21 protein-coding genes, 4 tRNA genes and 1 other RNA gene are annotated in these 24,750 nt (G+C 45.8%); 9 read left to right on the top strand and 17 right to left on the bottom strand.

The window, feature by feature from the left end:
- Window positions 1–30: 30 nt before the first annotated feature.
- Both ORJ01_RS02385 and ORJ01_RS02380 read right to left on the bottom strand, forming a co-directional pair.
- The gene (locus ORJ01_RS02385; protein WP_306176852.1) at window positions 31–729 is read right to left on the bottom strand and encodes a gamma-glutamyl-gamma-aminobutyrate hydrolase family protein; all 699 of its coding nucleotides are present in this window, start codon (window positions 727–729) and stop codon (window positions 31–33) included.
- A 4-nt stretch (window positions 730–733) separates the two neighbouring features.
- Window positions 734–1,732 carry an amidoligase family protein gene (locus tag ORJ01_RS02380; RefSeq protein ID WP_306176851.1) on the bottom strand — a complete coding sequence of 333 codons (999 nt, stop codon included), beginning with the start codon at window positions 1,730–1,732 and terminating at the stop codon, window positions 734–736.
- A 261-nt stretch (window positions 1,733–1,993) separates the two neighbouring features.
- Here ORJ01_RS02380 and ORJ01_RS02375 point away from each other — a divergent pair, with 261 nt between their 5' ends.
- Window positions 1,994–4,078 (top strand): collagen-like protein, encoded by a 2,085-nt coding sequence (locus tag ORJ01_RS02375; protein ID WP_306176850.1) that lies wholly within the window; start codon window positions 1,994–1,996, stop codon window positions 4,076–4,078.
- Between the two features lie 89 nt (window positions 4,079–4,167).
- Here the strand turns inward: ORJ01_RS02375 and ORJ01_RS02370 are convergent, their stop codons facing one another.
- The 3 genes from ORJ01_RS02370 to ORJ01_RS02360 all read right to left on the bottom strand — a co-directional run bounded on the left by ORJ01_RS02370 (window position 4,168) and on the right by ORJ01_RS02360 (window position 6,520).
- Window positions 4,168–4,377, bottom strand: a complete 210-nt coding sequence (locus ORJ01_RS02370; RefSeq protein WP_226749908.1) for a helix-turn-helix transcriptional regulator — start codon at window positions 4,375–4,377, stop codon at window positions 4,168–4,170.
- Complete coding sequence (locus tag ORJ01_RS02365; protein WP_306176849.1) at window positions 4,374–4,820, bottom strand: hypothetical protein; 447 nt, start codon at window positions 4,818–4,820, stop codon at window positions 4,374–4,376. Before ORJ01_RS02365 ends, ORJ01_RS02370 begins: the two co-directional genes overlap by 4 nt.
- A gap of 179 nt (window positions 4,821–4,999) precedes the next feature.
- Complete coding sequence (locus ORJ01_RS02360) at window positions 5,000–6,520, bottom strand: aldehyde dehydrogenase family protein (RefSeq protein ID WP_306176848.1); 1,521 nt, start codon at window positions 6,518–6,520, stop codon at window positions 5,000–5,002.
- A 159-nt stretch (window positions 6,521–6,679) separates the two neighbouring features.
- On the opposite strand from ORJ01_RS02360, the gene ORJ01_RS02355 reads away from it, so the two are divergent.
- Window positions 6,680–7,579: an AraC family transcriptional regulator gene (locus ORJ01_RS02355; RefSeq protein WP_226749911.1), complete on the top strand. Its 900-nt coding sequence runs from the start codon at window positions 6,680–6,682 to the stop codon at window positions 7,577–7,579.
- A gap of 98 nt (window positions 7,580–7,677) precedes the next feature.
- Here the strand turns inward: ORJ01_RS02355 and ORJ01_RS02350 are convergent, their stop codons facing one another.
- Window positions 7,678–7,929: a YdcH family protein gene (locus tag ORJ01_RS02350; protein ID WP_226749912.1), complete on the bottom strand. Its 252-nt coding sequence runs from the start codon at window positions 7,927–7,929 to the stop codon at window positions 7,678–7,680.
- A 335-nt stretch (window positions 7,930–8,264) separates the two neighbouring features.
- Here ORJ01_RS02350 and ORJ01_RS02345 point away from each other — a divergent pair, with 335 nt between their 5' ends.
- The gene (locus tag ORJ01_RS02345) at window positions 8,265–8,813 is read left to right on the top strand and encodes a DsrE family protein (protein WP_306176847.1); all 549 of its coding nucleotides are present in this window, start codon (window positions 8,265–8,267) and stop codon (window positions 8,811–8,813) included.
- An 11-nt stretch (window positions 8,814–8,824) separates the two neighbouring features.
- On the opposite strand, the gene ORJ01_RS02340 is transcribed toward ORJ01_RS02345, so the two are convergent.
- The 7 genes from ORJ01_RS02340 to ORJ01_RS02310 form a co-directional block, all read right to left on the bottom strand.
- Complete coding sequence (locus ORJ01_RS02340; protein ID WP_306176846.1) at window positions 8,825–9,976, bottom strand: diguanylate cyclase; 1,152 nt, start codon at window positions 9,974–9,976, stop codon at window positions 8,825–8,827.
- A 68-nt stretch (window positions 9,977–10,044) separates the two neighbouring features.
- On the bottom strand, window positions 10,045–10,950 hold the full coding sequence (locus ORJ01_RS02335) for a cation diffusion facilitator family transporter (protein ID WP_306176845.1): 906 nt from the start codon (window positions 10,948–10,950) through the stop codon (window positions 10,045–10,047).
- A gap of 909 nt (window positions 10,951–11,859) precedes the next feature.
- A complete protein-coding gene (locus ORJ01_RS02330) occupies window positions 11,860–13,554 on the bottom strand; it encodes a bifunctional diguanylate cyclase/phosphodiesterase (RefSeq protein ID WP_306176844.1) in 1,695 nt (564 codons plus the stop codon).
- Between the two features lie 366 nt (window positions 13,555–13,920).
- Window positions 13,921–13,996: transfer RNA gene (locus ORJ01_RS02325), tRNA-Val, on the bottom strand.
- 21 nt (window positions 13,997–14,017) lie between these two features.
- Window positions 14,018–14,093: transfer RNA gene (locus ORJ01_RS02320), tRNA-Val, on the bottom strand.
- A 21-nt stretch (window positions 14,094–14,114) separates the two neighbouring features.
- Window positions 14,115–14,190: transfer RNA gene (locus tag ORJ01_RS02315), tRNA-Val, on the bottom strand.
- A gap of 21 nt (window positions 14,191–14,211) precedes the next feature.
- Window positions 14,212–14,287: transfer RNA gene (locus tag ORJ01_RS02310), tRNA-Val, on the bottom strand.
- A gap of 204 nt (window positions 14,288–14,491) precedes the next feature.
- Here ORJ01_RS02310 and gltX point away from each other — a divergent pair.
- On the top strand, window positions 14,492–15,904 hold the full coding sequence (gene gltX, locus ORJ01_RS02305; protein WP_306176843.1) for a glutamate--tRNA ligase: 1,413 nt from the start codon (window positions 14,492–14,494) through the stop codon (window positions 15,902–15,904).
- A 76-nt stretch (window positions 15,905–15,980) separates the two neighbouring features.
- Window positions 15,981–16,769 carry a YdiY family protein gene (locus tag ORJ01_RS02300; protein WP_306176842.1) on the top strand — a complete coding sequence of 263 codons (789 nt, stop codon included), beginning with the start codon at window positions 15,981–15,983 and terminating at the stop codon, window positions 16,767–16,769.
- Between the two features lie 319 nt (window positions 16,770–17,088).
- On the opposite strand, the gene serA is transcribed toward ORJ01_RS02300, so the two are convergent.
- The 4 genes from serA to ssrS form a co-directional block, all read right to left on the bottom strand.
- Window positions 17,089–18,315, bottom strand: coding sequence for a phosphoglycerate dehydrogenase (gene serA, locus ORJ01_RS02295; protein WP_229585036.1), 1,227 nt, complete (start codon window positions 18,313–18,315; stop codon window positions 17,089–17,091).
- 83 nt (window positions 18,316–18,398) lie between these two features.
- The gene (gene rpiA, locus ORJ01_RS02290; protein ID WP_226749923.1) at window positions 18,399–19,055 is read right to left on the bottom strand and encodes a ribose-5-phosphate isomerase RpiA; all 657 of its coding nucleotides are present in this window, start codon (window positions 19,053–19,055) and stop codon (window positions 18,399–18,401) included.
- A gap of 88 nt (window positions 19,056–19,143) precedes the next feature.
- Complete coding sequence (locus ORJ01_RS02285; RefSeq protein ID WP_306176841.1) at window positions 19,144–19,743, bottom strand: 5-formyltetrahydrofolate cyclo-ligase; 600 nt, start codon at window positions 19,741–19,743, stop codon at window positions 19,144–19,146.
- Between the two features lie 66 nt (window positions 19,744–19,809).
- A non-coding RNA gene (ssrS, locus tag ORJ01_RS02280) (6S RNA) lies at window positions 19,810–19,993 on the bottom strand.
- A gap of 165 nt (window positions 19,994–20,158) precedes the next feature.
- On the opposite strand from ssrS, the gene ORJ01_RS02275 reads away from it, so the two are divergent.
- From ORJ01_RS02275 to ORJ01_RS02260, 4 genes are all read left to right on the top strand, one after another.
- Window positions 20,159–20,740: a UPF0149 family protein gene (locus ORJ01_RS02275; RefSeq protein WP_306176840.1), complete on the top strand. Its 582-nt coding sequence runs from the start codon at window positions 20,159–20,161 to the stop codon at window positions 20,738–20,740.
- 81 nt (window positions 20,741–20,821) lie between these two features.
- Window positions 20,822–22,123 (top strand): Xaa-Pro aminopeptidase, encoded by a 1,302-nt coding sequence (gene pepP / locus ORJ01_RS02270; protein ID WP_306176839.1) that lies wholly within the window; start codon window positions 20,822–20,824, stop codon window positions 22,121–22,123.
- Between the two features lie 49 nt (window positions 22,124–22,172).
- Complete coding sequence (gene ubiH, locus ORJ01_RS02265; protein ID WP_306176838.1) at window positions 22,173–23,414, top strand: 2-octaprenyl-6-methoxyphenyl hydroxylase; 1,242 nt, start codon at window positions 22,173–22,175, stop codon at window positions 23,412–23,414.
- Window positions 23,401–24,600 (top strand): FAD-dependent monooxygenase, encoded by a 1,200-nt coding sequence (locus ORJ01_RS02260; protein ID WP_306176837.1) that lies wholly within the window; start codon window positions 23,401–23,403, stop codon window positions 24,598–24,600. Before ubiH ends, ORJ01_RS02260 begins: the two co-directional genes overlap by 14 nt.
- Window positions 24,601–24,750 lie beyond the last annotated feature (150 nt).

Genomic DNA, 24,750 nt, shown 5'->3' with positions numbered 1-24,750 from the left:
GGGATGGCAGACATCCCCTTTATTATTTGTTTAATTTGCCTTGTTGCCTTTGCTTAAGCGCTTTACCGCCCGCGCAAAGCAGCGAAACAGCTCACGTTGTGCGGGCAGATAGGGTAAATACTCGGGATGCCATTGCACGCCCACCACAAATCGATGCTTATGCTCAATCGCTTGCACAAAACCATCGGCATCTCTGGCGGTAATAATCAGGTTATCGCCTAAACGTTTAACTGCTTGGTTATGCAGGCTATTGACACTAAAGCGGCTGGGCGAGACACAATGGCTCAGTTGGCTCTTCGGTGCCACCGTGACTTCTTTAACTGGTAATGCGGTATAGGCATTGGGGGTTTTCTGGCGATCAGGGCGGATATCGGCATGTAACGAGCCGTTCGCCACAATATTAAGAAGCTGTGCGCCGCGACAGATGCCAAGAATGGGCAGCCCCGAATCGAGATATTGTTCAAGCAGGGTCATTTCCAGTTTATCGCGAGCGGGGTCATAACGACTGGTTTCGCGTGCACCCTCACCATAATGCTCAGGATGAATATCATCGCCACCACTAATAACTAGCCCGCTGATCGGCTGGTTCAGCTCTGGCCCACCAGGGTAAAGATAAATACCGCGCAAGCCCACTAGCCATAGATTAAAGCGGATAGCCCACCAACCAATGGGTAAGCGTTTACGTGGACCAGTTACCGCGATGAGCGGTTTGGTTGCGTTTTTCATCATTGCGTTAGCCTAACGTTTGCAGTAATTCTGTACTGCGCGTTAGCCATTTTTTATCAAGATCGCGCGTCAAGCGTTGATAGTCGGCACGAAACTCATCGATAAATTGTGCTAGCCGTTTGGGCTGATCCGCCAGTTGTTCAACTTTAAGCCAGCGCTGCCAGGGTTTTGATAGATCCCAATTCGGGTTATCAATATCGCAGTTGGGTAAGCGGTAATGCAAGGTGGGCCGCGCCTTGATTAAAGCGCGCTCTGGATGCGTGTCTACCCATTTTTCATCGATGTGCGCAATTAATGGTAGTAAATCTAAACTGCGATTGCGGCTGGGGTTGTACGCCATATAGTCGCGAATAAAGTTATCTAAATCAGGTTGATACTGTGGGTCTACCACCTTAAGGATATAGTCTTTGTTAAAGTTATCGATATAGGGCGTAAGCTTGCGCACGAGGTCGATGTTTTCTTCAGCATAAATATAATCATACAAACACATATAGGCTTGCAGATACCTGACTATGGTTGTCACCTGAAGATCAGGCAGATCGGGGTTTAAGTGTAAACCGAAGGCATAACGTGCGGCTTTGCGTGTGCCGACCGCGCCGTTTTCGCGTAAACAAAGAAAGAGGGCATGCAATTCAGCCAACTGACTGATGTTGATCGGTGGCGCGACCACTTCCCAAGGCACCAGTTGCTCGGCTGCCGATTTCAATAATTGTTCAGCCGCTTGATAAATAGCACTGCTTTGCTGCGCACTCTCTTCTGTAGCAACGATCTTTTGCAAGAGCTCAGCATCGAGTTCCAGCCGAAAATCGCCTACACGGCTGTCTTTAATCTGGTAGTTGAAGATCGAGTGTTTAATTACCTTACCGCCGAAACTTGCAGTAATACAATTGACAATCGACTCGGGCTGGCAGCCAGCAAATTCTAATTCAACCCCGACTTGTCGTTCGACATTCTGATGATTTTGCTGCTGAGGTGGCAGCCAAAGCGTGGTGTTATGCTCGCTCAAAATGGCTCCTTAATGTGTAAGTACAATATTCTTAAATCAATCACTTATAGTATCGCGAATGAAGGTCAGGTGCGAATTGCCAACAAACATACTGATATTAAACAAGTTTTAAATTACCAATTTAATTTATAAAAAAATATCAAAATAGTTGCATCTAATTATTCAAGTGGATCGTTACTGAAATTGAAGAAGAGTATTTAGCAGCAAAGCCAATAGCTATGCCACTCATCAAACTCAGTTGATAAACTTAAGGACAACGTCATGACAATATCCAAATTAGTTCGGCCGACAGGGCCTTTAGCATTAAGCGCATTAGCTCTCGCCATGTTATTGGCTTTATCGGGTTGTAATGGTGATGATGGTGCTCCCGGTGAAATGGGCGCCACAGGGCAACCAGGCCAGCCTGGCCCCATAGGTAACAATGGCCAACCCGGTTTCGCCGCCGCTAATTTTCTTATCGCTAACAATGGCACGGATAACCGCAATACCGTGGATGTGGTTAATCAAAATGCCGCTATGCTGAAGCGTTTAACTGGCTTAAATAATGAAGGAGTGGCGCTTGATCCGCTGGGCAATTTAGTGCAAGCCGGTGACAGCATGAACGGTAGCCTAAAAACCTTTTGTCAAATAGCTCAACGTGCTGATGGCGCTGCATTTAACCTAAATAGTGATCGGGAAATTACCGGTGCAACAACCGGTTTAGTTAATCCTAAAGGAATTGCCTATTCTCAGATGCGTGGTTTAGTGTTTATTGCCGATCAAACTGCAATGCAAGTCACCGTATATGGCGGCGCCGCGGCGGGGGATGTCGCGCCGTTAGCTACCACCACCACCGATGCGATGCCGTGGGATCTGTTTTACGATGACAATAACGATAGGCTGTATGTGGCGCTAACAAATGGCGTACTGTCGGTTTACGATAATTATGTTGCAAGTAACTATGCCGCGATGCCAACACGCAATATTACCCCGGTTGATAGCAATGGGGCTAAACAGTCGATTAATTTACATGGGATTGCCTACGATCGTTTATCTGACAAAATGGTTCTTTCGGATGTTGGCAGTGCTACCGATGCCACTGATGGTGCAATTTTTGTACTTAATAACATATCATTGGTCGATGGCAATGTTGTGCCTAGCCGAGTCATTAAAGGCCCCGCAACTAAACTGGGTAATCCGGTAGATATTATTTTATCGGGCAGCGAATTACGCATTGCCGAAAAAGCCAATGATGCCATTTTGGTGTATGCCAATATTTTTGCAGGTGCAAGCGGTGATATTGCGCCTGATTTAACAACCAGCGCCATTAAACCTGAAGCACTAGTTGAACTGACCGCTTCGCGCCAAGACGCAGATATATCTGATATCAGCAGTGCTGCTGTGTTACTTGGTGTTGCGGTATCCAGTAATCCCGCGGCAACAGGCCCGACAACAGGGCAAATAAGCCGATTAAATGCGCCTTTAACTAGTAACTTAGGCCAATATAATGCGCTACAAAATATTGAAAGCGTTACCTTTGATTTGGCAGGTGACAGTTACACCACTTTTGATACGGCGACTAGCGGTGGCATTGTGATTTCTAACCGTGTCGCGACTATGCGCCTAGGCGAGCAATATTCTGCGGCGCAAGATCGGATCATTACCGGAAGTAACACGGGCTTAATTTCACCCAAAGGCTTAGATGTTGATTCTGCCTCAGGTTTGATTTTTGTGGCTGAAAATAATGCGGCAACACCAGGCGTATTCATTTATTCAGCCTGTGCTAGCGGTAATGCCGCGCCACTACTAACCTTAAACACCGCTCCGGCCCAACCGTGGGATGTTGATTATGATCCCACTACAGATCGTGCTTTTGTTGCATTAACCAATGGCAGTGTTGCGGTGTTTAATCAAGTTAGAGCGAAATGGCTAGCGGGTAGTAGTGTCATTAGCACTGCAGATCGTATGATCACCCCAGCGGTCTCCGGTGTTGCTGTAGCAGCGCCAACCAATTTACATGGTATTGATTATGATTTTGCCAGTGATGCGTTAATGGTCTCTGATGTGGGCAGTGCGGCCGATGCTACCGATGGTAAAATTTATATTCTAAATAATGCCAGCAGTGCTGATGGCTTAACCAATATAGCCGTTAATATCAGTGGTGCGAATACCTTGCTCGGTAATCCGGTCGATATTATGTATAGCGGTGCGCATTTGTATGTTGCCGAAAAGTCGAATAACCGCGTGTTACGATTTGATAATATCTTGAACATTGCCGGTGGTAATATTGCTGCCAACGCCAGTTTTGCGGTAACGGCCCCCGAGTCGGTGGCGATTATTCCGGTGTATCTGACTAATCGGCAGTGATGCGCTAATCAGGATTTTGCGATAAGCGCTAAGGCATAAAACCGGTACGATTTGATGCCGGTTTTAGTTAATTACTTTGCGCTTAGCGTTTATCCTTGCCACTGAAACACTTCCTCCAATGGCAATTTAAATTCAGCGGCGATCTTAAACGCAACTTCGAGAGAAGGGGAATATTTACCTGCTTCAATGGCTGCAATGGTTTGGCGAGTGACGCCAACCCGTTGCCCCAATTCTGCTTGCGTCATTTCACCATGCATGAAGCGTTGTAAGCGAATATTATTAGATAAGCTACCGTTCATGCCGCTTGCCTACGATAGCTGACCGCTACCATGCCATATTGCACCATTTCTGCTAACACAATCATAAAGAGTGCTGCGTTGACAATATCCCAACCGCTGTTAGAAAAGGGCATCACCACGCCGACTAAAATCATTCCGGTAATCAGCACATAATACGCTATGCTAACCGAGTACTGTTTAATGGCAGTATCACGCTCATCTGGCTGCAGCTTAGCTTCCGCTGAGTTAAAGAACCGTAATAAAAGATGGCCAATACCCAATAACGTCAGCTGAATAGCTACCGTAATGGCATAGCCGATTAACTGCCTAAGATCAGGCAACGGTTGTGCAGGAAAATAGCCCGTTGCGACTAAGCTAAAATAGGGGCCAAAGGTAAGCAACATGGCGAAAAGCGACAACCAAGCCACTTTCTCGCGATACGGCATTGTTTCAAGTAATAGCATATGGCTCTCCTAGGGTAAGTCAGTTTTATGGTAGCTATATTCAACTTAGTGTTTGCCTTAATTGTCATCATGTCAAATATTTTTAACTTAAAGTTGTAAAAAAAACGGCACGCTTTAATGACAATGCGTGCCGGCTGTAGTTTATCAATTCTTTTTTATGGGGTTAGCAAAACCTTTGGCTAGAAGAAACCTAGCGGATCTTCACTGTAGCTGACCAATAAGTTTTTGGTTTGCTGATAATGATTCAGTGCCAGTTTGTGGGTTTCTCGGCCAATACCGGATTTCTTATAGCCACCAAAGGCCGCGTGTGCCGGATACATATGGTAGCAGTTCGTCCACACCCGACCGGCTTCAATTTTACGACCAAAGTGATAGGTGCGATTCATATTGCGCGTCCAAACCCCAGCGCCTAAGCCAAATTCTGAACTGTTAGCCAGCTGAAGGGCTTCGGCTTCATCTTTAAAGGTCGACATCGAAATCACTGGGCCAAAAATTTCTTCCTGGAATACCCGCATATCGTTAGTGCCTTTTAAGATGGTGGGCTGAATATAATAGCCGCCGTTTAAGTCGTCACTTAGCTGTTCAACCTGACCGCCGGTCAGCACCTGCGCGCCTTCTTGTTTGCCGATTTCAATGTAACTTAAAATTTTATCAAACTGCGCTTGGGATGCTTGTGCGCCGACCATGGTTTCGCTATCCAGTGGGTTGCCGCGCTTAATTTGTAGTGTGCGCTCTAAAATGCGCGCAATAAATTGCTCGTAAATGCCTTCCTGAATAAACAGCCGTGACGGGCAAGTACAGACTTCACCTTGGTTAAAGTAGGCCAACACCGCACCTTCAATCGCTTTGCTAAGAAATGAATCGTCTTTATCCATCACATCGTTAAAAAAGATATTTGGCGATTTACCGCCAAGCTCAACGGTAGACGGAATAATATTTTCTGCTGCACACTTTAAAATGTGCGAGCCAACAGGCGTAGAGCCGGTAAACGCAATTTTGGCAATACGGCTGCTGGTTGCGAGGGCTTCTCCGGCTTCTTTGCCAAAGCCATTGACCACATTCAGCACCCCGGCTGGCAGTAAGTCGCCGATTAATTCCATTAACACTAAAATAGAGGCGGGCGTTTGTTCGGCAGGTTTTAATACCACACAGTTACCGGCCGCCAGTGCTGGCCCAAGTTTCCATGCGGCCATTAAAATCGGGAAGTTCCACGGAATAATTTGACCAACCACGCCCAGTGGTTCATGAAAATGGTAGGCAACAGTGGTTTCGTCAATCTCGCCAATACTGCCTTCTTGGGCGCGTATACACCCAGCAAAATAACGAAAGTGATCAATTGCCAGTGGTATATCGGCGGCCAGGGTTTCACGAATGGCTTTGCCGTTATCCCAAGATTCCGCGACGGCTAACATCTCTAGGTTTTGCTCCATACGATCAGCAATCTTCAGTAAAATGTTACTGCGTGCCGCTACAGAGGTAGTGCCCCAGGCGGCTTTAGCGAGATGCGCCTTGTCGAGCGCTAATTCGATATCTTCTTTACTCGAACGTGGGATCTGGCAAAACACCTTGCCGTTTACCGGGCTTTTGTTATCAAAATACTGGCCTTTAATGGGGGCGACCCATTCACCACCAATATAGTTACCATATTGCGCTTTAAAGTTAACTAAGGCACCCGCTGTACCTGGATTTGCATAAATCATAGTCTATCCTTTGTCTAAATAGTTTAGTAATTAATTAACTAAATCTGGCGGGAAGTTATTGTTTTTTAGCCGCCATAAGTTCACATTAGCTCAGGTGTATTCAGCACGCTTGCTTGCTAGTCCAGACTTTTTGTCTATTTGTCCAAACTGAGGGAGACTATGACAACATCGGTACTCACCCAAAAACGCCAACGCATTAATGTGCTTGTTGAAAACAAAGTGAGCTTTGCCGGTGAGCATGCTGAACTCAGTATTTATGACACCTATCAAGATGCGCAGCAGGTGGCGTTACACTCTAGCGAGTTATTATTTTGCGGTATGCTAACGGGCAAAAAAGTGATGCATGTCGCCGATTGCCAGTACCACAGCGCGTTTTTACCGCATCAATCTTTTGTGCTGGCGCCTGGGCAAAAGGTACTTATCGACTTTCCAGAGGCATCACTGCAACAACCCACTACCTGCCTTGCCATTGAAATCAGTACCGATAAAATTCGTAAGGTGGCCGATGCGTTGAATTTCAAACAAGAAATTAGCCATAGCGATTTTTTTCATTATGTGCCGAAACTGGTACACGGCCAGCATAATTCGCAAACGCAGCAGTTACTGCAAAAAATGATCACGCTGTTCAGTGAAAACGAGCAGCACCGAGACTATTTAATTGAATTGTCGTTAAACGAGTTAATTACCCGTTTATTGCAGCAGCAAAGTCGCGAATTACTGTTGGCCAGTTGTAAGCAAAACAACCAAACAACACCGCTGGGTAATGTGCTGAACTATATTGAGCAACACCTGAGCGAAGATATTCAAATTGAAACGTTATGCAAAATTGCCTGCATGAGCCGCAGTAAATTTTATCAGCAGTTTAAATTAGCTTTTGGGGTAACCCCAGCGCAGTGGCAGCAGCAATTGCGCTTACAACAGGCTTATCGGTTACTGCAAACTGGCGAGCGGATAAGCCAAGTGTGTTATCAGTTAGGCTTTAATAACCCAAGCCACTTTAGCCGGGTGTTTAAACAAACCTTTGGGGCAGCGCCTATCCATATCGCTAAAGCCAATTAGCCGCCGCGTAAACGGCTAGCGATGCCGAAAACTGCAAAACCACAGTGACGCTTTTTTGTTAAGCGTAGCTGTGGTTAATAAGATTATTTGGCTTGGTGTTATTGCGCGGCTTCTTCTTTTTTTACCATGGCAAGCAGCGAGTCTTTAAGCTGAACACGGCGCATTTTTTTCTGCTCTAAATTGTCATCCGTAGTAGGGATACCGGCAGATTCAATACTAAATACTTCGTGATCTAAGTCGTTGTATTCATCAAATAACTTGGCAAAGTGCCGGTCGTGCATCTTTAAATGGCGAATAGTATGGTGATGATCAGGAAACTCACTGAGAAAGCTATGTTTTTCAAGCGTCATATTATTTCCTTATGCGATTAATTATTGTCTTTCCCTGATAAGTATAGGCGTAAATTAAATAAGGTTTATTGATCTCGGTCACAGCGTTGTTTGAAACCACAGGGGCAGGCTTTAAATGTTGATTTTAAAAAAACCGTTCAATAGTTAACCGCCGGGCCAATAGAACTTTAGATGCAGACGGTTCCGGCAAGTATTGGCTAACGCATTGAAAGCGGTTTTTTCGTTTGACTCATAGCTCAATGTTGGGCGCTCAACGGCTTAAACTGATGTTCTTTAGGCTTGTTGATTACGCGGGTGCTAGGTATAGTCTTTATAAACAATCGTTGGACACTCCCATGCAAATACACCGTTTTCTTTTATTAATACCCTTATTGCTTTGCACTGAAAATGCCTTAGCTGCGCAGCTGGACAATTTTAAAACCGGCCCCGTGTTTAACGATTTCGGGCCGACAGCACCTGTGCAACAAACTGAGCCGTTGCCCGCCAATACGGTATTTAAGCTGGCTTTCGACGTCGCTAAAGCGGCAGAACCAGGCAAGCTAAATCGGTCTATAGAAAGTGCGGCTCGATTTATCAATATGCATGTTGCAGCGGGTGTGCCTTTAGAAAATATTCAGCTGGCCGTGGTAGTGCATGGCAGTGCCTCTTTAGAGATGACGAACCCAAAATTTTATGCCGCCAATAAAGATGGACTAAAAAATAGCAGCGCCACTGCTATCGCACAACTACAGGAAAAGGGAGTCAAATTTTACCTTTGTGGACAAAGTGCTGCTGCTTATGGCATCAGTAATGCTGACTTGCTACCCGGTGTGAATATGGCGCTTTCTGCGATGACGGCTCACGTGCTATTGCAACAGCAAGGTTTTGCCATTAACCCATTCTAAAATTCTTGATGTCAAAGCCCAACTGCGCCGAGGGTTACGGTATTTCTGCCAGCACGCTTGCTGCTGTAAAGCGCTTCATCTGCGGCTTTTAGCGCACTCACATAGTCGTGTTGTGAGGTATCTACATACACTAAACCGATACTGATGGTCAGTTCGACCTTGGCATCAGCCACAAATTGCAGTTGTTTTTCAACTTGTTCACAGAGTCGTTGGCTAATTTTGAGTGCGGTGGCCTCATCTAAATCGATAAGCAGTGCAGCATATTCTTCACCGCCAATGCGGCCAATAATATCGTTACAACGCAATTGTTTAGATAACAACTGTGCCACGGCTTTAATTGCGCTATCGCCTACCGCATGACCAAATTTATCGTTAATTTTTTTAAAGAAATCGATATCGATCATCATTAAAACGGCAGGCAGAGGGCGCTGTTGTTGCCAATAACGTTCAACCAGATTGAAAAAATGCTCGCGATTAGCCAGTTTAGTTAGGCCATCACGTTGCGACTTTAGGGTGAGCTTGCGTTCTAGTTTCAAAAAGCATAACCAGGGTAGCAGCAAAGCGGTAAAGGTGGTCAGTAAAATATGGCTTAGCAGGGTATAGACCGAGCTTTCAGGTAAGCCATTCATATCTAAAGATTGCCATTGCCAGAGGATCAACATTACTTGGGTAAACATGGTTAGCGCATGCAGCAGAAAAATACCTTGTAAGGTGCGGGTAAAGGTGGGTTCGGTGATCACCGATTTTTGGAGTAGCACAGCACACAAATAGAAGGTGATGCCAATAGCTAGCGCAACCAGCACACTCAAGATACCGGGATGGTGATAGACACTGAGCAATGCTATAACAATCAGTGCCAACAGCACAAAAGCGTGTTGGCGCCGACGCCGCGTATAGCGAAAACGTGAAAATTGAATGAGCCCCGCCAGCACCAATATTGGCGCCAATAACAACAAGCAATCAGCAACAAAGAAGGTGAAAAACGCCGTAATATCGTAAGGGCGTAAGGCAACGAGCGTGCCACCCAGCACAAAACTGATGGATGAGAATGACCAAAGTCGAAAGCAGCGATCTTTAGGCTTGCGCCGATAAAGTAAGTACAAATAAAAACCCACGATCAGGTTTATTACCAGAGCTAATATCACAACAGTGGGTAAATGCATGTATTCCTCAGGACAAGGCAAAGAAGTGACGAGTCCGCTTTAAAAATCTCATTACAAGCATAACAAAATTAATGACAAACTTGCGCGTTATTGCAGTTAGTCAGGGTGGCATGCTCAAATTCTAAGGTGGAATGACCTATACGAAACTCACGGACTAATAGTGCTTTTAAGGTGGTTTTTATTTTCTCCAGTTCTGCCACATCCATGTTTTCCACCACAACATGCGCTTCAAGCGCACTGTGCTGTTCATCGACTTGCCAGATATGCACATGATGCACGTTCGTTACGCCGTCTAACGCTTGCATGGCCAAAATAACCTGTGGGATATCTATATGCTCAGGTGTGCCATCCATCAATAAATGGATAGCTTTAGGCAGCATGCTAAAACCTTGCCAAAGCACATAGCCGGCAATCAGTAATGTCAACAAGGTATCCACCCAGTACCATTGATAAAGCAAAATTAAGGTTCCTGCGATAATCACTGCCACGGAGGCGAGGGCATCGGAGACATTGTGCAAAAAGGCGGCTTTGATGTTTATGCTGTTTTTTGATTGTGCATACGTCAGAAGCACGGTGACCACATCGATGAGCAACGCAAAACTGGCCACAATGACCACCAGCCAACCGGCGATCTCTTGTGGATCAGCTAAACGCCATAACGCTTCGTAAATAAGATAAAAGCCAATAATGATTAAGGTGGTGAGGTTAATTAGCGCTGCAATCACTTCGGCCCGTTTATAGCCAAAGGTTTTCAATTCATCGGCGGGTTTACGGCTTATCTTGCGGGCAAAAATGGCGATACCCAGCGAAGCGGCATCGCTTAAATTATGCAGGGCATCGGCAATCAGCGATAAACTTCCCGAGATAACACCGCCAATAATTTGTGCTACGGTGAGTAAAACGTTGATGACCACGGCAACAAGTAGTTTGCCATCGCCAAGGTTTTCTGTGCCGTGGTGGTGTGAATGGGGCATGAGCGGTATCCTACGGCTGAGTGACTTTTATGAAATGAGGGTAAAGTACTGTCATCATGATATGAATATCATCTATTTTTAAATATAGGAAGAACAAAAGTTTTTACCAAGATTTATTATGAACATGTGGCAAGCATATGAATATCTGGGAGGTATTGAGAGCAAGTTATGTTAAGTAACACTAGAGCGTTAATCTAGTAAGAGTCCTCAACATAGCGGCCTTGCTGTTTTAGTGCCTTAATATCCAATGCCAGTGGTAAAAATATCTTATCCAAAGTGGACGCAACATCAGTAGCCATTTGCCTCCCGCCACAAACTAGAATTTGGGCGTTAGCTGCCATCACTAACAAAGAGTTTCCCTAAAGGATAAACCGCATCGGAAATTGGCAAACGGGCTCGTATTAGGCAGAGAACGTTGCCATAACGATGATCAGCATGTTATGGCGTTCGAGTAAAAATATTGGGGCTTGTTGACGTTTGCTGGTTGTTTTTGCAGCTGAGTGGCTGGTATTTATACAAGGCAGAGCTTGTGCCGTGTAGTTATTCTACATAAACAAGCGACCCGTTTGGATGGCACAAACGGGAACAGCTCTGCTGGCCGAAGGCGAAATATAGGATATATTTCGTATAACACAGTAGAAATGCCAGCCACACGCTGCCTGAAGGGTTCGTCTGGCGATGCTTTGCTCTTTGTGGCCTACATGGATGTAGGTCAGGGGCGAGAGCAGGACGCGGTAGCTTTTCTCGTCGTTTATTTAGAATAACTAAATTACACTCATCGTTTCGCGATCAAAACATCGCCAAACGAACAAAATCTAAATAGCAAACGTCAACAAGCCCCAGTTAGTCCTGATAACTTTACTGGCGATAAAGAATAACCGCGAGCGTTGGCTACAAACAGAACCTGCTTTAGAGCCCATCGGCTTTGAACTGAGGAATGCTAGCCAAAAGGTGCTCCTTTCTTAATGGTTTAGCGAAGAAAAAACCTTGGAATTGTTTACAACCCAGCTTTTTAAGCTCGGTTAATTGTTCTAAATTTTCTACCCCCTCTGTCACTACATTAAGCCCTAATCCCTGAGCTAACAATAATATAGTAGAAACAATCTTTCGGTCTGATGCACTGTTTGTAATTTCTTTTACAAAGGATCTGTCAATTTTTAGTTCACTAAGCGGCAGATTTTTAATATAGGCTAGCGAAGAGTAGCCTGTACCAAAATCATCCAAAGAAAAACTGATACCATAGCGTCGCAAATCCTGCATTTTCTGCACTATAATGGCTGGGTTTTCTAGCAATAATCTTTCGGTTAGCTCTAGGTGCAATCGTCGAGGTTCAATTTTGTGATTGAGCAAAGATTGAATAATATCCGGAACAAAGTTTGGGTGTGCAAATTGTTTAGGGCTAACATTAACGGATAAGCGGCAAGAGGCAAACTCAGGTATAGTGCTGCTCCATGTTAAAAATTGACACGCTTGCTCCAGTAACCATCCTCCCATTTTGTAAATGGCTCCATTACGTTCTGCCAGAGCTATAAATATATCAGGGCGAACAAGTTGGTTTTGATACTGCCAACGCATTAACGCTTCAAAGCCAATTAATTGTCCATGTTCATCGACTTGAGCTTGATAAACTAGAAACAGTTGTTCTGTGAGTTGTGTAGACTTTAATCCTTGGTCTAAGACTGCGGAATGTCGTTGTTCTTGATCAATTTCATTAGAGTGAAATACGAGGCCGCCCCGCTGTAGTTGTTTCGCAAATTTAAGGGCATTCTCAGCATAGCCAATAGCATTTTGGCTGTTTTCGTTGGGTTGATTAAAGTTGTAAATACCACCACTGAAAGAACAACTTATTGGCCTATTAATAATGGTCTCTACGCTAGAAAGTTGGCATAGTACCTCAGTTAACCATCGCTTAATTTCATGTTGAGGTAACTCTGATTGAAACAACACGCCGAATTCGTCTTGGCTAGAGCGAGCAATTAACCTGAAGTCTTTATATTTAGACAATTTCTCAGCTGTTTTTCGAAGAACTTCATCACCATATTCATAACCAAAAGCCTGATTAATTTTACTGAAATCATCAGCGTCGATCATCAGTAAGTAAAAGTTCTGCTTATTTAACACCAGACCATCGATGGTGTCATTTAACGCTAACACTAAGGCGTTTCTGTTGGGTAAGCCGGTCAGTAAATCTGTATTCTCTAGTAAGTGAATTTTTTCACGTTTGGAAATACTGTCCCTGAGGTCTCTAATCATTCCCAGATAAGCGGTGCCATCGTCCATTTCTAGCTGACATACTCTCAACTCTATGGGTATGAGTTCGTCGTTGATATTTTTGGCCTGCAGCACACGTGTATTACCTATCACGCGTTTAACAAGGTTACTTCGATAATCACGTAAATAATTATCATGATGCTCAGCGTGATAGTCGACCATGAGACATTTGATATTTTTGCCGAGTAAGTTTGCCTCCGTATAGCCAAACAACGTTAAAGCTGTTTGGTTGCAATAAGTAATTAAGCCATTTTTATCAATGCTGACAACGGCATCCATGATGTTATCGAGTATTGTTCGGTTTAAACTTTCTTTCGCGGAAAATACAGCCATTAATAATCCTAAGAATTTAAAACGACAACTTTTAATACCATTAATCTAAAGCATAGCTTTGATTCTATAAACCGTACAGTAATTTATATAATGACCTATAATGGGTAACTCTATGATTGGTATTGAAAAAGAGCATAGTTGATACCACGATATTTTAGAGACATCAAAACTGAGGCAGTTGTAGTGAATTAGCTGCATTAATGCAGTTCTCAATTAGAACTTGAACTAGAAATAGATGTTGAAGTATAGGAAAGTCTCAGTTAATTATAATTGTGTCGAAAAAAGAGTAATGAGTATGCGTAAAGAGGGGCGGTGCTCTCCAAGCGAAGCTGTTAATAAAAATGGAATTTAGTTTTAAAGGGGATTTGGTGGATTGTACTGGGTTCGAACCAGTGACCCCCGCCTTGTAAGGGCGGTGCTCTCCCAGCTGAGCTAACAATCCGTGGGATACGTAACATCGAATTGGTGGATTGTACTGGGTTCGAACCAGTGACCCCCGCCTTGTAAGGGCGGTGCTCTCCCAGCTGAGCTAACAATCCGTGGGATACGTAACATCGAATTGGTGGATTGTACTGGGTTCGAACCAGTGACCCCCGCCTTGTAAGGGCGGTGCTCTCCCAGCTGAGCTAACAATCCATGGGATATGTGACATCATATTGGTGGATTGTACTGGGTTCGAACCAGTGACCCCCGCCTTGTAAGGGCGGTGCTCTCCCAGCTGAGCTAACAATCCACGCTGTGATGGCGCTCATTATAGGCAGCAAGAAAAGAGTGTCAACTTTATTTTCTGAAAATGCTACCGCTTGCCGCAAAAGTGAACAGCATTTTGCCTATTGCCGAAAAAGTCTGCATGAACAACGACAGCTTTGATGCATCCTGCGGCTGGCATTGCTACAATAGCCAGCTTATAGCTTGTTCAGTCAGATATGGAAAAATTATGTCATTGGTGACTCGTTTTGCCCCAAGCCCAACCGGTTATTTACATGTTGGTGGTGCTCGTACTGCCTTATTTAGCTGGTTATACGCTAAAAAACAAGGTGGTAAATTTATCCTGCGTATTGAAGATACCGATTTAGAGCGTTCAACGCAGGCCTCGGTTGATGCCATTTTAGAAGGCATGCAGTGGTTGGGGCTGGATCACGATGAGGGTCCTTATTATCAAACTAAACGGTTTGATTTGTATAAACAGGTGGTTGCGCAATTATTAGCTGAAGGCAAAGCCTATAAGTGTTTTTGTACTGTTGAAGAAGTAGACGCCATGCGTGAAGCGCAAATGGCCGCTGGGGAAAAACCCAAATACAACGGTATGTGGCGTGACAGAACCGATCATCCGAGCGACAAGCCTTATGTTATTCGTTTTAAAAACCCACTAGATGGCGTAGTGGTAATTGACGATATGATCAAAGGCCGTATTGAAATTGCTAATGCCGAGCTGGACGATTTGATCATCGCTCGTAGCGACGGTACCCCAACTTACAACCTTACCGTAGTGGTAGATGACTGGAAAATGGGGATTACTCATGTGATCCGTGGTGATGACCATGTTAACAATACGCCTCGGCAAATGAACATTTTAGCGGCATTAGGTGCAGAGATTCCAAAATACGCACACGTACCGATGATATTAGGCGATGACGGCAAGCGCTTATCTAAGCGCCACGGCGCTGTTGGCGTGATGCAGTATCGCGATAATGGTTTCTTACCGCAGGCGTTACTAAACTATTTAGTGCGTTTGGGCTGGTCTCATGGTGATCAAGAAATTTTTAGTATTGATGAATTAAAAGATCTCTTTGATTTGTCTGACTGTAACCGCGCACCCTCTGCTTTTAATACAGACAAGCTGATTTGGCTTAACCAGCATTATATGAAAACGCTGCCGGCAGAGCAGGTGGCTGAGCACTTAGCTTGGCATCTAGCAGAGCAAAAGCTGAATACTGAAAACGGCCCGGCGCTTACTGACGTGATTAGCGTGCAAGCTGAACGGGTAAAAACGTTAAAAGAGTTGGTAGAAGTCAGCCGTTATTTTTATGAAGACTTCAACGAGTTTGAAGAAAATGCAGCGAAAAAGCATTTGCGTGTTGTTGCAGCGGAACCTTTAGCGTTAGTTCATGCCAAACTGGCTGAACTCAGCACATGGGATGCTGCCAATATCCACCAAACTATTAATGCAGCAGCAGAAGCATTGGGTTTAGGTATGGGTAAAGTCGGCATGCCATTGCGTGTGGCGGTTACCGGTGGCGGTAACTCACCTGCTTTGGATCAGACGTTGTATTTAGTCGGTAAAGAGCGTGCTTTAGCGCGGATCACACTGGCACTTGACTATATAAAGCAACGCGCTGAAAGTAACTAAGCGGTTAGCCAGAGCTAGCGTCTGAAGAACCGGCGCTAGCATTACTCAGAAACCCCATAAAGAAATTACGCCTAACATGCCTGTTTTAATACTTTTGCTCGGATTATTGTCCTTTAGTGTACTCGCCAACGAAGAACCCGAGAACGATGCGGGAACTTTGCCTGAATTTATTGATTTGGGTATTTTGGGCACCATTACGGGTGATATCGAACTCGGCTTTTTGTTTATCAACGGGAATACCGAAGCACGAGGCTGGCGGCTGGTCACCGAGATGGTGCATGACACTGAGTATTTTCGGAATAAGTATCAGTTTCAGGGGCGGTTACAAAAAAATCAATTTACCAATACGGACACCGGTGATGTGACCAGCCAAACGACCATAAAGCGTTACGCGTTCACGGGGCAAAGCAATTATAAATTCCTAAGTGGTACACAGTCATTCTTTGGCCGTGCAGCCTACGCCTATGACATGCTCGGGGCTTTTAAACAGCAAGGGCAGTTGGTAACAGGTTATGCTAACCGTATTTATGAGCACCAAGCTAACTATTTAGACTTAGAAACCGGCCCGGGTTTTGCCTATCGCGAAGCGGCATCGGGTAACACTAGTCGCGGTTTAATCTGGTTTTTAGCAGCCAACTTCGACCAAGAGTTGTATAAAGGCAGTCGCTTTCGGCAGACTTTTGAAGGAAACGTCTCGCTGGATGGCAATAACTCGATATTCACCAGCCGCACTTCATTAACTTCACAAATCAATGGTCGATTAGGCATGCGTTTAAGTTTTAGTGTGAACTATAACTCTGAGCCTGAAGGCGACGCTGAAACGACAGATACTGAAACATCTGCTTCACTGGTTTATGCTTTTTAAATGAGTCGTGTTATAGCTAAGCTTTAAGGTATTGAACGAAACAAAAAGGGACTTAGGGTTAATAGCGATGTGTGTAATGTTTAGCATGACGCGGTTTGCTCATATCAACACGCCATCAATCATCCCTGAGGCTAATTGATGAATTTCATTCCTGAAGTTCACCCTTCCGGGCCAGCAAAGCTTTTCAAATTCGTTCCCGACGAATTTGTCGGGCCATCCATGGCTTGCAACGGTTGATTTAGAGCAAACAGGTCATGCTCAACTGATTTGTGCTAGACTCAAGGTCATTTTTTAAGCGCATTCACTAGTTGGTATTCAATTAATGCAGAATACGGGCTCTTAATGTACCTGGGATCGCTTTTAATTCATTTAACGCCTGTTCACTATCTTCAGAATCAATATCAATTACCACATAACCAATTTCTTGTACGGTCTGTAAGTACTGACCAGATATATTGATATTATGCCTTGCAAAAGCTTCGTTGATCTTGGTCAGCATACCTGGTTGGTTTTTGTGGATATGCAACAAGCGTGAGCGGCCTTTGTGCTCAGGTAATGATACTTCAGGGAAGTTAACAGCGGATAGTGTTGAACCATTGTCACTGTATTTCACCAGCTTACCCGCCACTTCAAAACCAATGTTTTCTTGTGCTTCTTGGGTTGAACCACCGATGTGCGGAGTCAAAATCACATTATCAAATTGACGCAGAGGTGAAACAAACTCTTCGCTGTTGCCTTTGGGTTCGATAGGGAAGACGTCAATGGCAGCGCCAGCCAACCTTTGGCTTTCTAAGGCGGCGGTGAGTGCCGGAATATCGACTACCGTGCCGCGTGAAGCATTGATCAAAATCGCGCCTTGTTTCATTAGCGCCAGTTCTGTTTCACCAATCATGTTTTGAGTTTGTACGGTTTCAGGTACATGCAAACTGATCACATCTGAGGTTTTCAGTAAGGTTTCTAAATCAACTTGTGTGGAGTTACCTAACACTAACTTGCTTTCGATATCATAAAATTGCACGCGCATACCGATATTTTCAGCCATGATGCCTAACTGCGTACCGATATGGCCATAACCAATAATACCCAAGGTTTTACCGCGGGCTTCAAACGATTGGTCTGCCGTTTTTAACCACTCGCCACGATGCGCAGCGGCGTTACGTTGTGGAATACCACGTAACAGCATAATTAATTGGCCTAATACTAACTCGGCAACCGAACGCGTGTTAGAGAAAGGCGCATTAAACACCGGAATGGCGCGAGTTAACGCGGCATGCAGATCAACTTGGTTAGTACCAATACAAAAACAACCAATCGCCATCAGTTTATTGGCGGCATCTAATACCGGCTCGGTCAGCTGAGTGCGCGAGCGAATACCGATCACATGTGCATCTTTGATTCGCTCAATCAGCTCATCTTCTGGTAATGAAGTCTTCAAATACTCGATATTGGTATAACCATTATCTTTAAAGGTTTGTACGGCACTGTGGTGCAAACCCTCGAGCAGCAGGATTTTAATCTTGTCTTTTGCTAGCGAAAATTTTTCCATGTCACGTCTCTTGTGCTTAATTAAATTAAAAAATGCTGCCTATGATTGTCGTCGTATTACTGCAGCTTCGGTGCTGCATTTTATTATTTCAAGGTTTGGGTGCCGTTTGCTGTACCAACCAGCACGATATCGGCATTACGCTGAGCAAAAATACCGTTGGTGACTACACCGACGATATTGTTTAATTGTTGTTCCAGTTGCAGCGGATCGGTGATGGCTAAGCCGTGTACATCAATGATCTGATTGCCGTTATCTGTAATTACGCCTTGTCGTAAAACCGGTTTGCCACCCAGTTTGCTCAATTCGCGGCTAACATAGGCGCTGGCCATTGGGATCACTTCAACCGGTAAAGGGAAACGGCCCATCACGTCTACTTGCTTGCTGCTATCAACAATACAAATAAAGGTATCGGCTACGGCGGCAACAATTTTTTCTCGAGTTAGTGCGGCACCACCACCTTTAATCATGTGACGCTGCGGGTTAATTTCGTCAGCACCATCGATATACACATTAAAGCTAGCCACGTCATTTAAGTCGAACACCGGAATACCCAGCGCGGTTAATCGTGCTGTGGATTGCTCCGAACTAGACACAGCGCCAGTGATTTTATGCTTAATCTCGGCTAAGGCATCGATAAAATGATTCACGGTAGAGCCGGTACCGACACCGACAATGGAGTTCTCAGGGATAAAAGCCAGTGCTGAGCGTGCAGCATTTCGTTTCATTTCATCTTGAGTCATTGCTTATCTACTTTATACGTTTAGCCATACAGATGGATATTATATCGGCTGTGTTAAAAAAAGACAGTGTTGCTTTTGCTCTGTCTGCTTAGTCGGCGTTAAAACGCCAAAAATGTGAAGGTGTAGCGATAGCCGCCATGGGCTGATCCCAGGGCGCTATGGGTAATTCAGGCCATTGCTGGCAATTATGCGCTAAACCAATTAATTGTGGTGTGCGCGCTGGCGCAGCAAGATGATTTAAAGGCGCAAGCGTACGATCGTAAAAACCACCGCCCATACCCAACCGTTGGCCACGATCATCGAAAGCGACTAAGGGCGTAAAAATAACATCGAGCTCGGCCACCGGTTTAATGTGTTGGCAATGCCAAACGGGCTCGGCAATACCGAATTTGTTTGTTCGCATTGGCATTGAAGGCAAGTAATGCTGAAATAACAAATAGCCACTGACAAAAGGATGCAGTACCGGTAAATACAGCTGTTTATTGGCGTTAAGTAAGGCGTTGATTAATGGGCTGGTATTAATTTCGGCATCGTTGCTTAGGTATAAAGCAAAGTGTTGTTGGCGCATGATGTCAGGTTGGCTAAGGATTTGCTGGCAGAGCGCAAGGGCGGCGCTATGTTGGGTTGCGGCAGAAAGGGCTTGGCGACGCTGTCGCATTTCTGTACGCAATTGCTGACGACTTAACATGTCTTGCTGCAGCCTCGCAAAATCGTAATGGCAAAGACAAACCGCTGAGCCTGAGGCGGTTTGTAAGTGTTCTCCAAGTTGCCGTAACTTATTTAAGCCCTTGAACCCAAGGTTCAAGGCGGAAGGCCAATGGTCACCGTAGGCTTCCCAGTACAAGCCGGGCCTGCACAAAAGCAACGCAAAAGCATCCCTAGGTAAAACAATTATCGGCTCAGGGACGTCAACAAGCACACAAACAACCCAGAGAACGGGTTAAGTATAACATCCGTAACGGCGCTGTCTAAATTATTCGATAAATTGCCGGTTTGTTTGCTGGTTGTTTAGGCAGCTATACGCTGTAAGCCTTTGCAGTATTGGCCAAAACGAGTGGGGGTGTTAGCATAAGCGACTTTGATTTTTTTAGGCGAGGGGTGTTATGCCCGGTTCTTTGATTCACAGCTATGATCGTTGGAGTACGGCACTTGAGCAAGCCCATGTTATGGCATCGGCCGCCGAGCTGCATGGTTTAATGAGTGGTTTACTCAGCGGTGGCTTATCGGCCAAATCAGCTGACTTCTTAGCCGTGTTATACGATTTTTTAAATGATGGTCAGGCTTTACCCGCAGCGCTAAAAGCCGACGTCCAGCAGTTAATTAGCAATACTGCCATCAGCTTACAAAGCGGTGAATACGATTTTGCACTATTGCTGCCCAACGAAGATGATGCCTTGGTTGAACGGTTAGAGGCCATGGTGGAATGGACACAAGCCTTTTTAGTTGGTTTTGCGGTGCAGCAAACGGATCTGTCTTTAGTGTCAGAAGATGTGCGCGAAGCGGTAGAGCAATTGACTGAAGTGACCAAAGTGGATCTTACCACCAGCTCTGATAGCAGTGCTGAAGAAAACGAAGAAGCTTATTACATGGTACTCGAACATATTCGGTTAATGGTGTTCAGTTGCTTTAACGATGTCGGGCAAAAGTTTCAAGATAAAGGCCCCGTAAGTAAAACCCTGCATTAATCTGTTGATGGGCGTTTTAGGCTAAGCGAAAGGTGCGCTTAGGCCAAATACAGCTTGGCAGATGACCCAAACCGAGGCTTTATGTTACCCGAATATTTTCAGCAACGTCGTCAACAACTGCTTGCGCAACTACCCGAGCACAGTGTGGCGATTATCGCCGCGGCTTCAGAGCAAACGCGCAGTCGTGACACCGAGTATCCCTTTCGCCAGCATAGCGATTTTTGGTATTACACCGGCTTTAACGAGCCAGATGCCTTACTGATTTTAAGCAAAGCAACCGATGCTGATACCACCAGTTTGTTGCTGTGCCGCGACAAAGATGCTTTCGCTGAAATGTGGCAAGGTCGACGCTTAGGCCCCGCAGCGGCGTTTAAAACACTGGGGCTTGAGGCCTGTAGTCAAACCGAGCAGCAAACACAGCTGACTCAGGCGTTAAATGGTAAAACGGCGGTATATCTTAATTTAGGTGAACATCCAGGCTTAGAGCAGCAAATTAGTGAGATCATGGCGGTGTTGCGTCAGCGCGAAAAGCGTGGCGACATTGCCCCGACGGCATGGCACGATTTACGACCGCTCAGTAGTGAACAACGCTTGGTTAAACAACCGGAAGAGTTGCACATTATGCGGCAAGCGGCACAGATCAGCAGCCAAGCGCATCAGCGTGCGATGCGGTTTTGTCAGGTTGGTGCCTGGGAATATCAGCTGGAAGCGGAGATTTTGCATGAATTTGCCATGCACGGTGCACGTTTCCCCGCGTACAACAGCATCGTTGGCAGTGGCGAAAATGGCTGTATTTTGCACTATGTTGATAATGCCAGTCAGTTGGCAGATAACAGCTTAGTATTGATTGACGCCGGCTGTGAGTTGCAAGGTTATGCTGCCGACATTAGCCGTACCTTTCCGGTCAATGGACGTTTTACACCTGAGCAAGTAGCCATTTATCAATTGGTGTTAGATGCACAGCTTGCGTGTATTTCTGCCGTAAAACCCGGTTGTACTTTTGCCGATTTAAACTCGTTAGCGGAACAAATCTTAACCATGGGCTTAGTTGCGCTGGGTATATTACAAGGCGAGTTGACTGAACTTATTCAGCAAAAAGCCTGTAAACATTACTTCATGCACGGTATTGGTCATTGGCTAGGTTTAGATGTGCATGACGTAGGGGCTTATAAAATCGCGGGGCAAGATCGGCCTTTTGTCGCTGGTATGGTGTTAACCATTGAACCAGGTCTGTATTTTCCTGCCGGTTGTGCCGCCGCCGCAAAATGGTGGGGGCTGGCCGTGCGGATTGAAGACAATATTTTGGTAACGGCTGATGGCTACGAGAACCTTACTGCTAGCTGTGTAAAAAGCCTTACCGAGATAGAGCAGTTAATGAAGTGAAGCCTGTTTCATCTGATAAACCGGCTAATATGCTAGGAAAAGTGCTTGCATGAAAACCATAGAGCCTTCAGCCGCGCCAGAGCAGGCATCCAGCCCGCAGGGCGCAGCAAACTTTGATTTGGTTATTGCCGGTGGCGGTATGGCAGGCTCTATGCTTGCGTTGAGCATTGCCCAGCGTTGCCCCGAACTGTCTATCGCGATAGTCGAGCAGCAAGTGGCCAGTGCACCGCAAGCCAGTTTTGACAGTCGCAGTATTGCTTTGGCTGCAGCCAGTGTTGAACAGCTGCAACAATTAGGTATTTGGGCGGATTTAGCCCGCCACAGCTGCCCTATTTTACAGATCGCCGTATCCGATCGCGGCCATTTTGGTAAAACGTGGTTATCAGCTGCAGAATATCGGTTACCGGCATTAGGCCAAGTTGTCGAAGTAGAACACCTAGGCGCGGTATTAACGGCGAAGTTGGCGCACTATCCTCAAATCACGCGTTATCAACCCAATCAAATTAGTCAACTGCAAAGCCGTCAAGCGCAGCAACAACTCACTTTACAAGATGGCAGCACCATTGCTGCTCGTTTACTGGTCATTGCCGAAGGTGGCCAATCGGCTACTCGTCAACTTGCCGGTATTACCCAAAGTGAACAGCCTTATCAGCAAACCGCGATCATTTGTAATGTGGCTATTGCCCAGCGACATCAGCATAAAGCTTATGAACGTTTTACCGAGCATGGGCCTTTAGCTTTGCTGCCGTTAGTGGATAATCGCTATTCAGTCGTTTGGACCGTTAGCCCTGAGCAAGCCGAGCAGCTAATGGCTTTGTCTGAGCCTGATTTTTTGGCAAAACTACAACAAGCCTTTGGCTATCGTGCAGGGCAATTTACTGGCTGTGGTCAGCGAGCATGTTATCCCTTGGTGCTGCGACAAAGCCCGCAAGTGGTCGGGCATCGGTTGGCGTTGCTTGGTAATAGCTTACACAGCTTGCACCCGATTGCTGGACAGGGCTTTAACTTAGCCTTACGCGACATTGCCACTTTAAGCGATCTGCTTGCCAGCGATACTTTAGACGAAGTGGGCACTTACCCGCAGTTACGCCGTTATCAGCTGGCGCGACAAGCCGATATGGCGCAAGTGATCCAACTGACTGATGCGCTGGTGCGCAGCTTTTCGAATCGCTCTCGTTTAATTGCCTTGGCGCGCAATGTGGGGTTGTTAGCATTATTACTGAATGATCAGTTAAAACAGCCATTAGCACGGCAAACCATGGGCTATGGAACCTCTTATGCAAAATCTTGATATTACTATCGTCGGTGGCGGCAGTGCGGGGCTTACTTTGGCATTGTTATTGGCGCCCTTAGGTTTACAGATTGCGGTGGTAGAGCAAGGCGCTGCGCCGACATCGGCCGAGTTAACCTATCAGCGCGTCAGTGCGTTAAATCCGGCTTCGATGCGTTTACTCAGTCACTTAGGTGTGGCAGACCCTATTATGGCGCAAGCCGCGGCTTACTCGTCGATGGCTGTGTGGGAAGCGGATAGTTTTGGACGAATTGAATTTAGTGCAGAGCCACCTCAGTTGCCGCAACTCGGTTGGATCTGCGATAACGAAGGGATCCGCCAGCAGTTATATCAGCAGCTACAAACACACAATAATGTGCAGTGTTTCTTTCAAGCAAAGATTAGCCAGTTGGCGCAAACCGAGCGCGAAGTATTAGTGCAGCTCGCCAGCGGTGACATTTTATTAAGTCAGTTACTGGTGGGCGCTGATGGTGTCAATTCTTTTGTACGGCAGCAGCAACAGCTACCGTTAACGCATTGGGATTATCAGCAGCAGGCGATTGTGGCGCGTATTCATTGCCAAGAACCGCATCAAGGCGTGGCGCGACAGGTATTTTTACCCACCGGGCCGCTAGCATTATTACCTTTACCCGATGCACAGCAATGCTCTATTGTTTGGAGTGCCGATACGGCACGGGCAGAGCAGTTACTGGCCTTAGACGATAATGCCTTTAATCAGGCATTATCGGCAGCAAGTCAAAGCGCCTTGGGCTGTTTAACCCTGACGAGCGAGCGGCATGCTTTTCCACTGACGATGCGTTATGCCAGTGAGTGGGTGCGGGGGCGGGTTGTGTTAGTGGCCGATGCTGCGCACAGTATTCACCCTTTGGCAGGCCAAGGTATGAATTTAGGTTTAATGGATGTGGCCGCGTTAGCGCAGATTATTGAAAAGCAACTGCAAAGCGGTAAAGCCTTGGCAGAACCTCGTGCATTACTGGCCTATCAGCGCTGGCGTAAAGCCGAAGCGCAAAGCATGATCGGCACGATGGAAGCCTTTAAACGGGGTTTTAGTAACAAGCAATCTGCACTGAAATTATTACGTGGTGCAGGCTTGTTGTTGGCCGATAAACTACCGGGTTTAAAACAAAAGCTGATGGCGGCTGCGCTGGGTAACAGTGGCGACTTACCAGACATTGCCAAGTATTAAACGGGGCTTTAGGCTGTTTGCCGTCAGGCGCAGCCCTTTGTTATCGCCAGCGCAAGGCTCAGCACCTTTCTCGCAACACTCTACAACACAAATTCTTTAGACTAACCGGCTTATACGCGTTAGTCTTGAGAGGACATCAGCTCCTCAACA

Origin of the sequence: Alishewanella sp. SMS8 (assembly GCF_030737935.1) — a bacterium.
Lineage (GTDB): Bacteria > Pseudomonadota > Gammaproteobacteria > Enterobacterales > Alteromonadaceae > Alishewanella > Alishewanella maricola.
The sequence above is the reverse complement of the archived record's forward strand: the minus strand, read 5'-3'. Positions and strand labels throughout refer to the sequence as shown.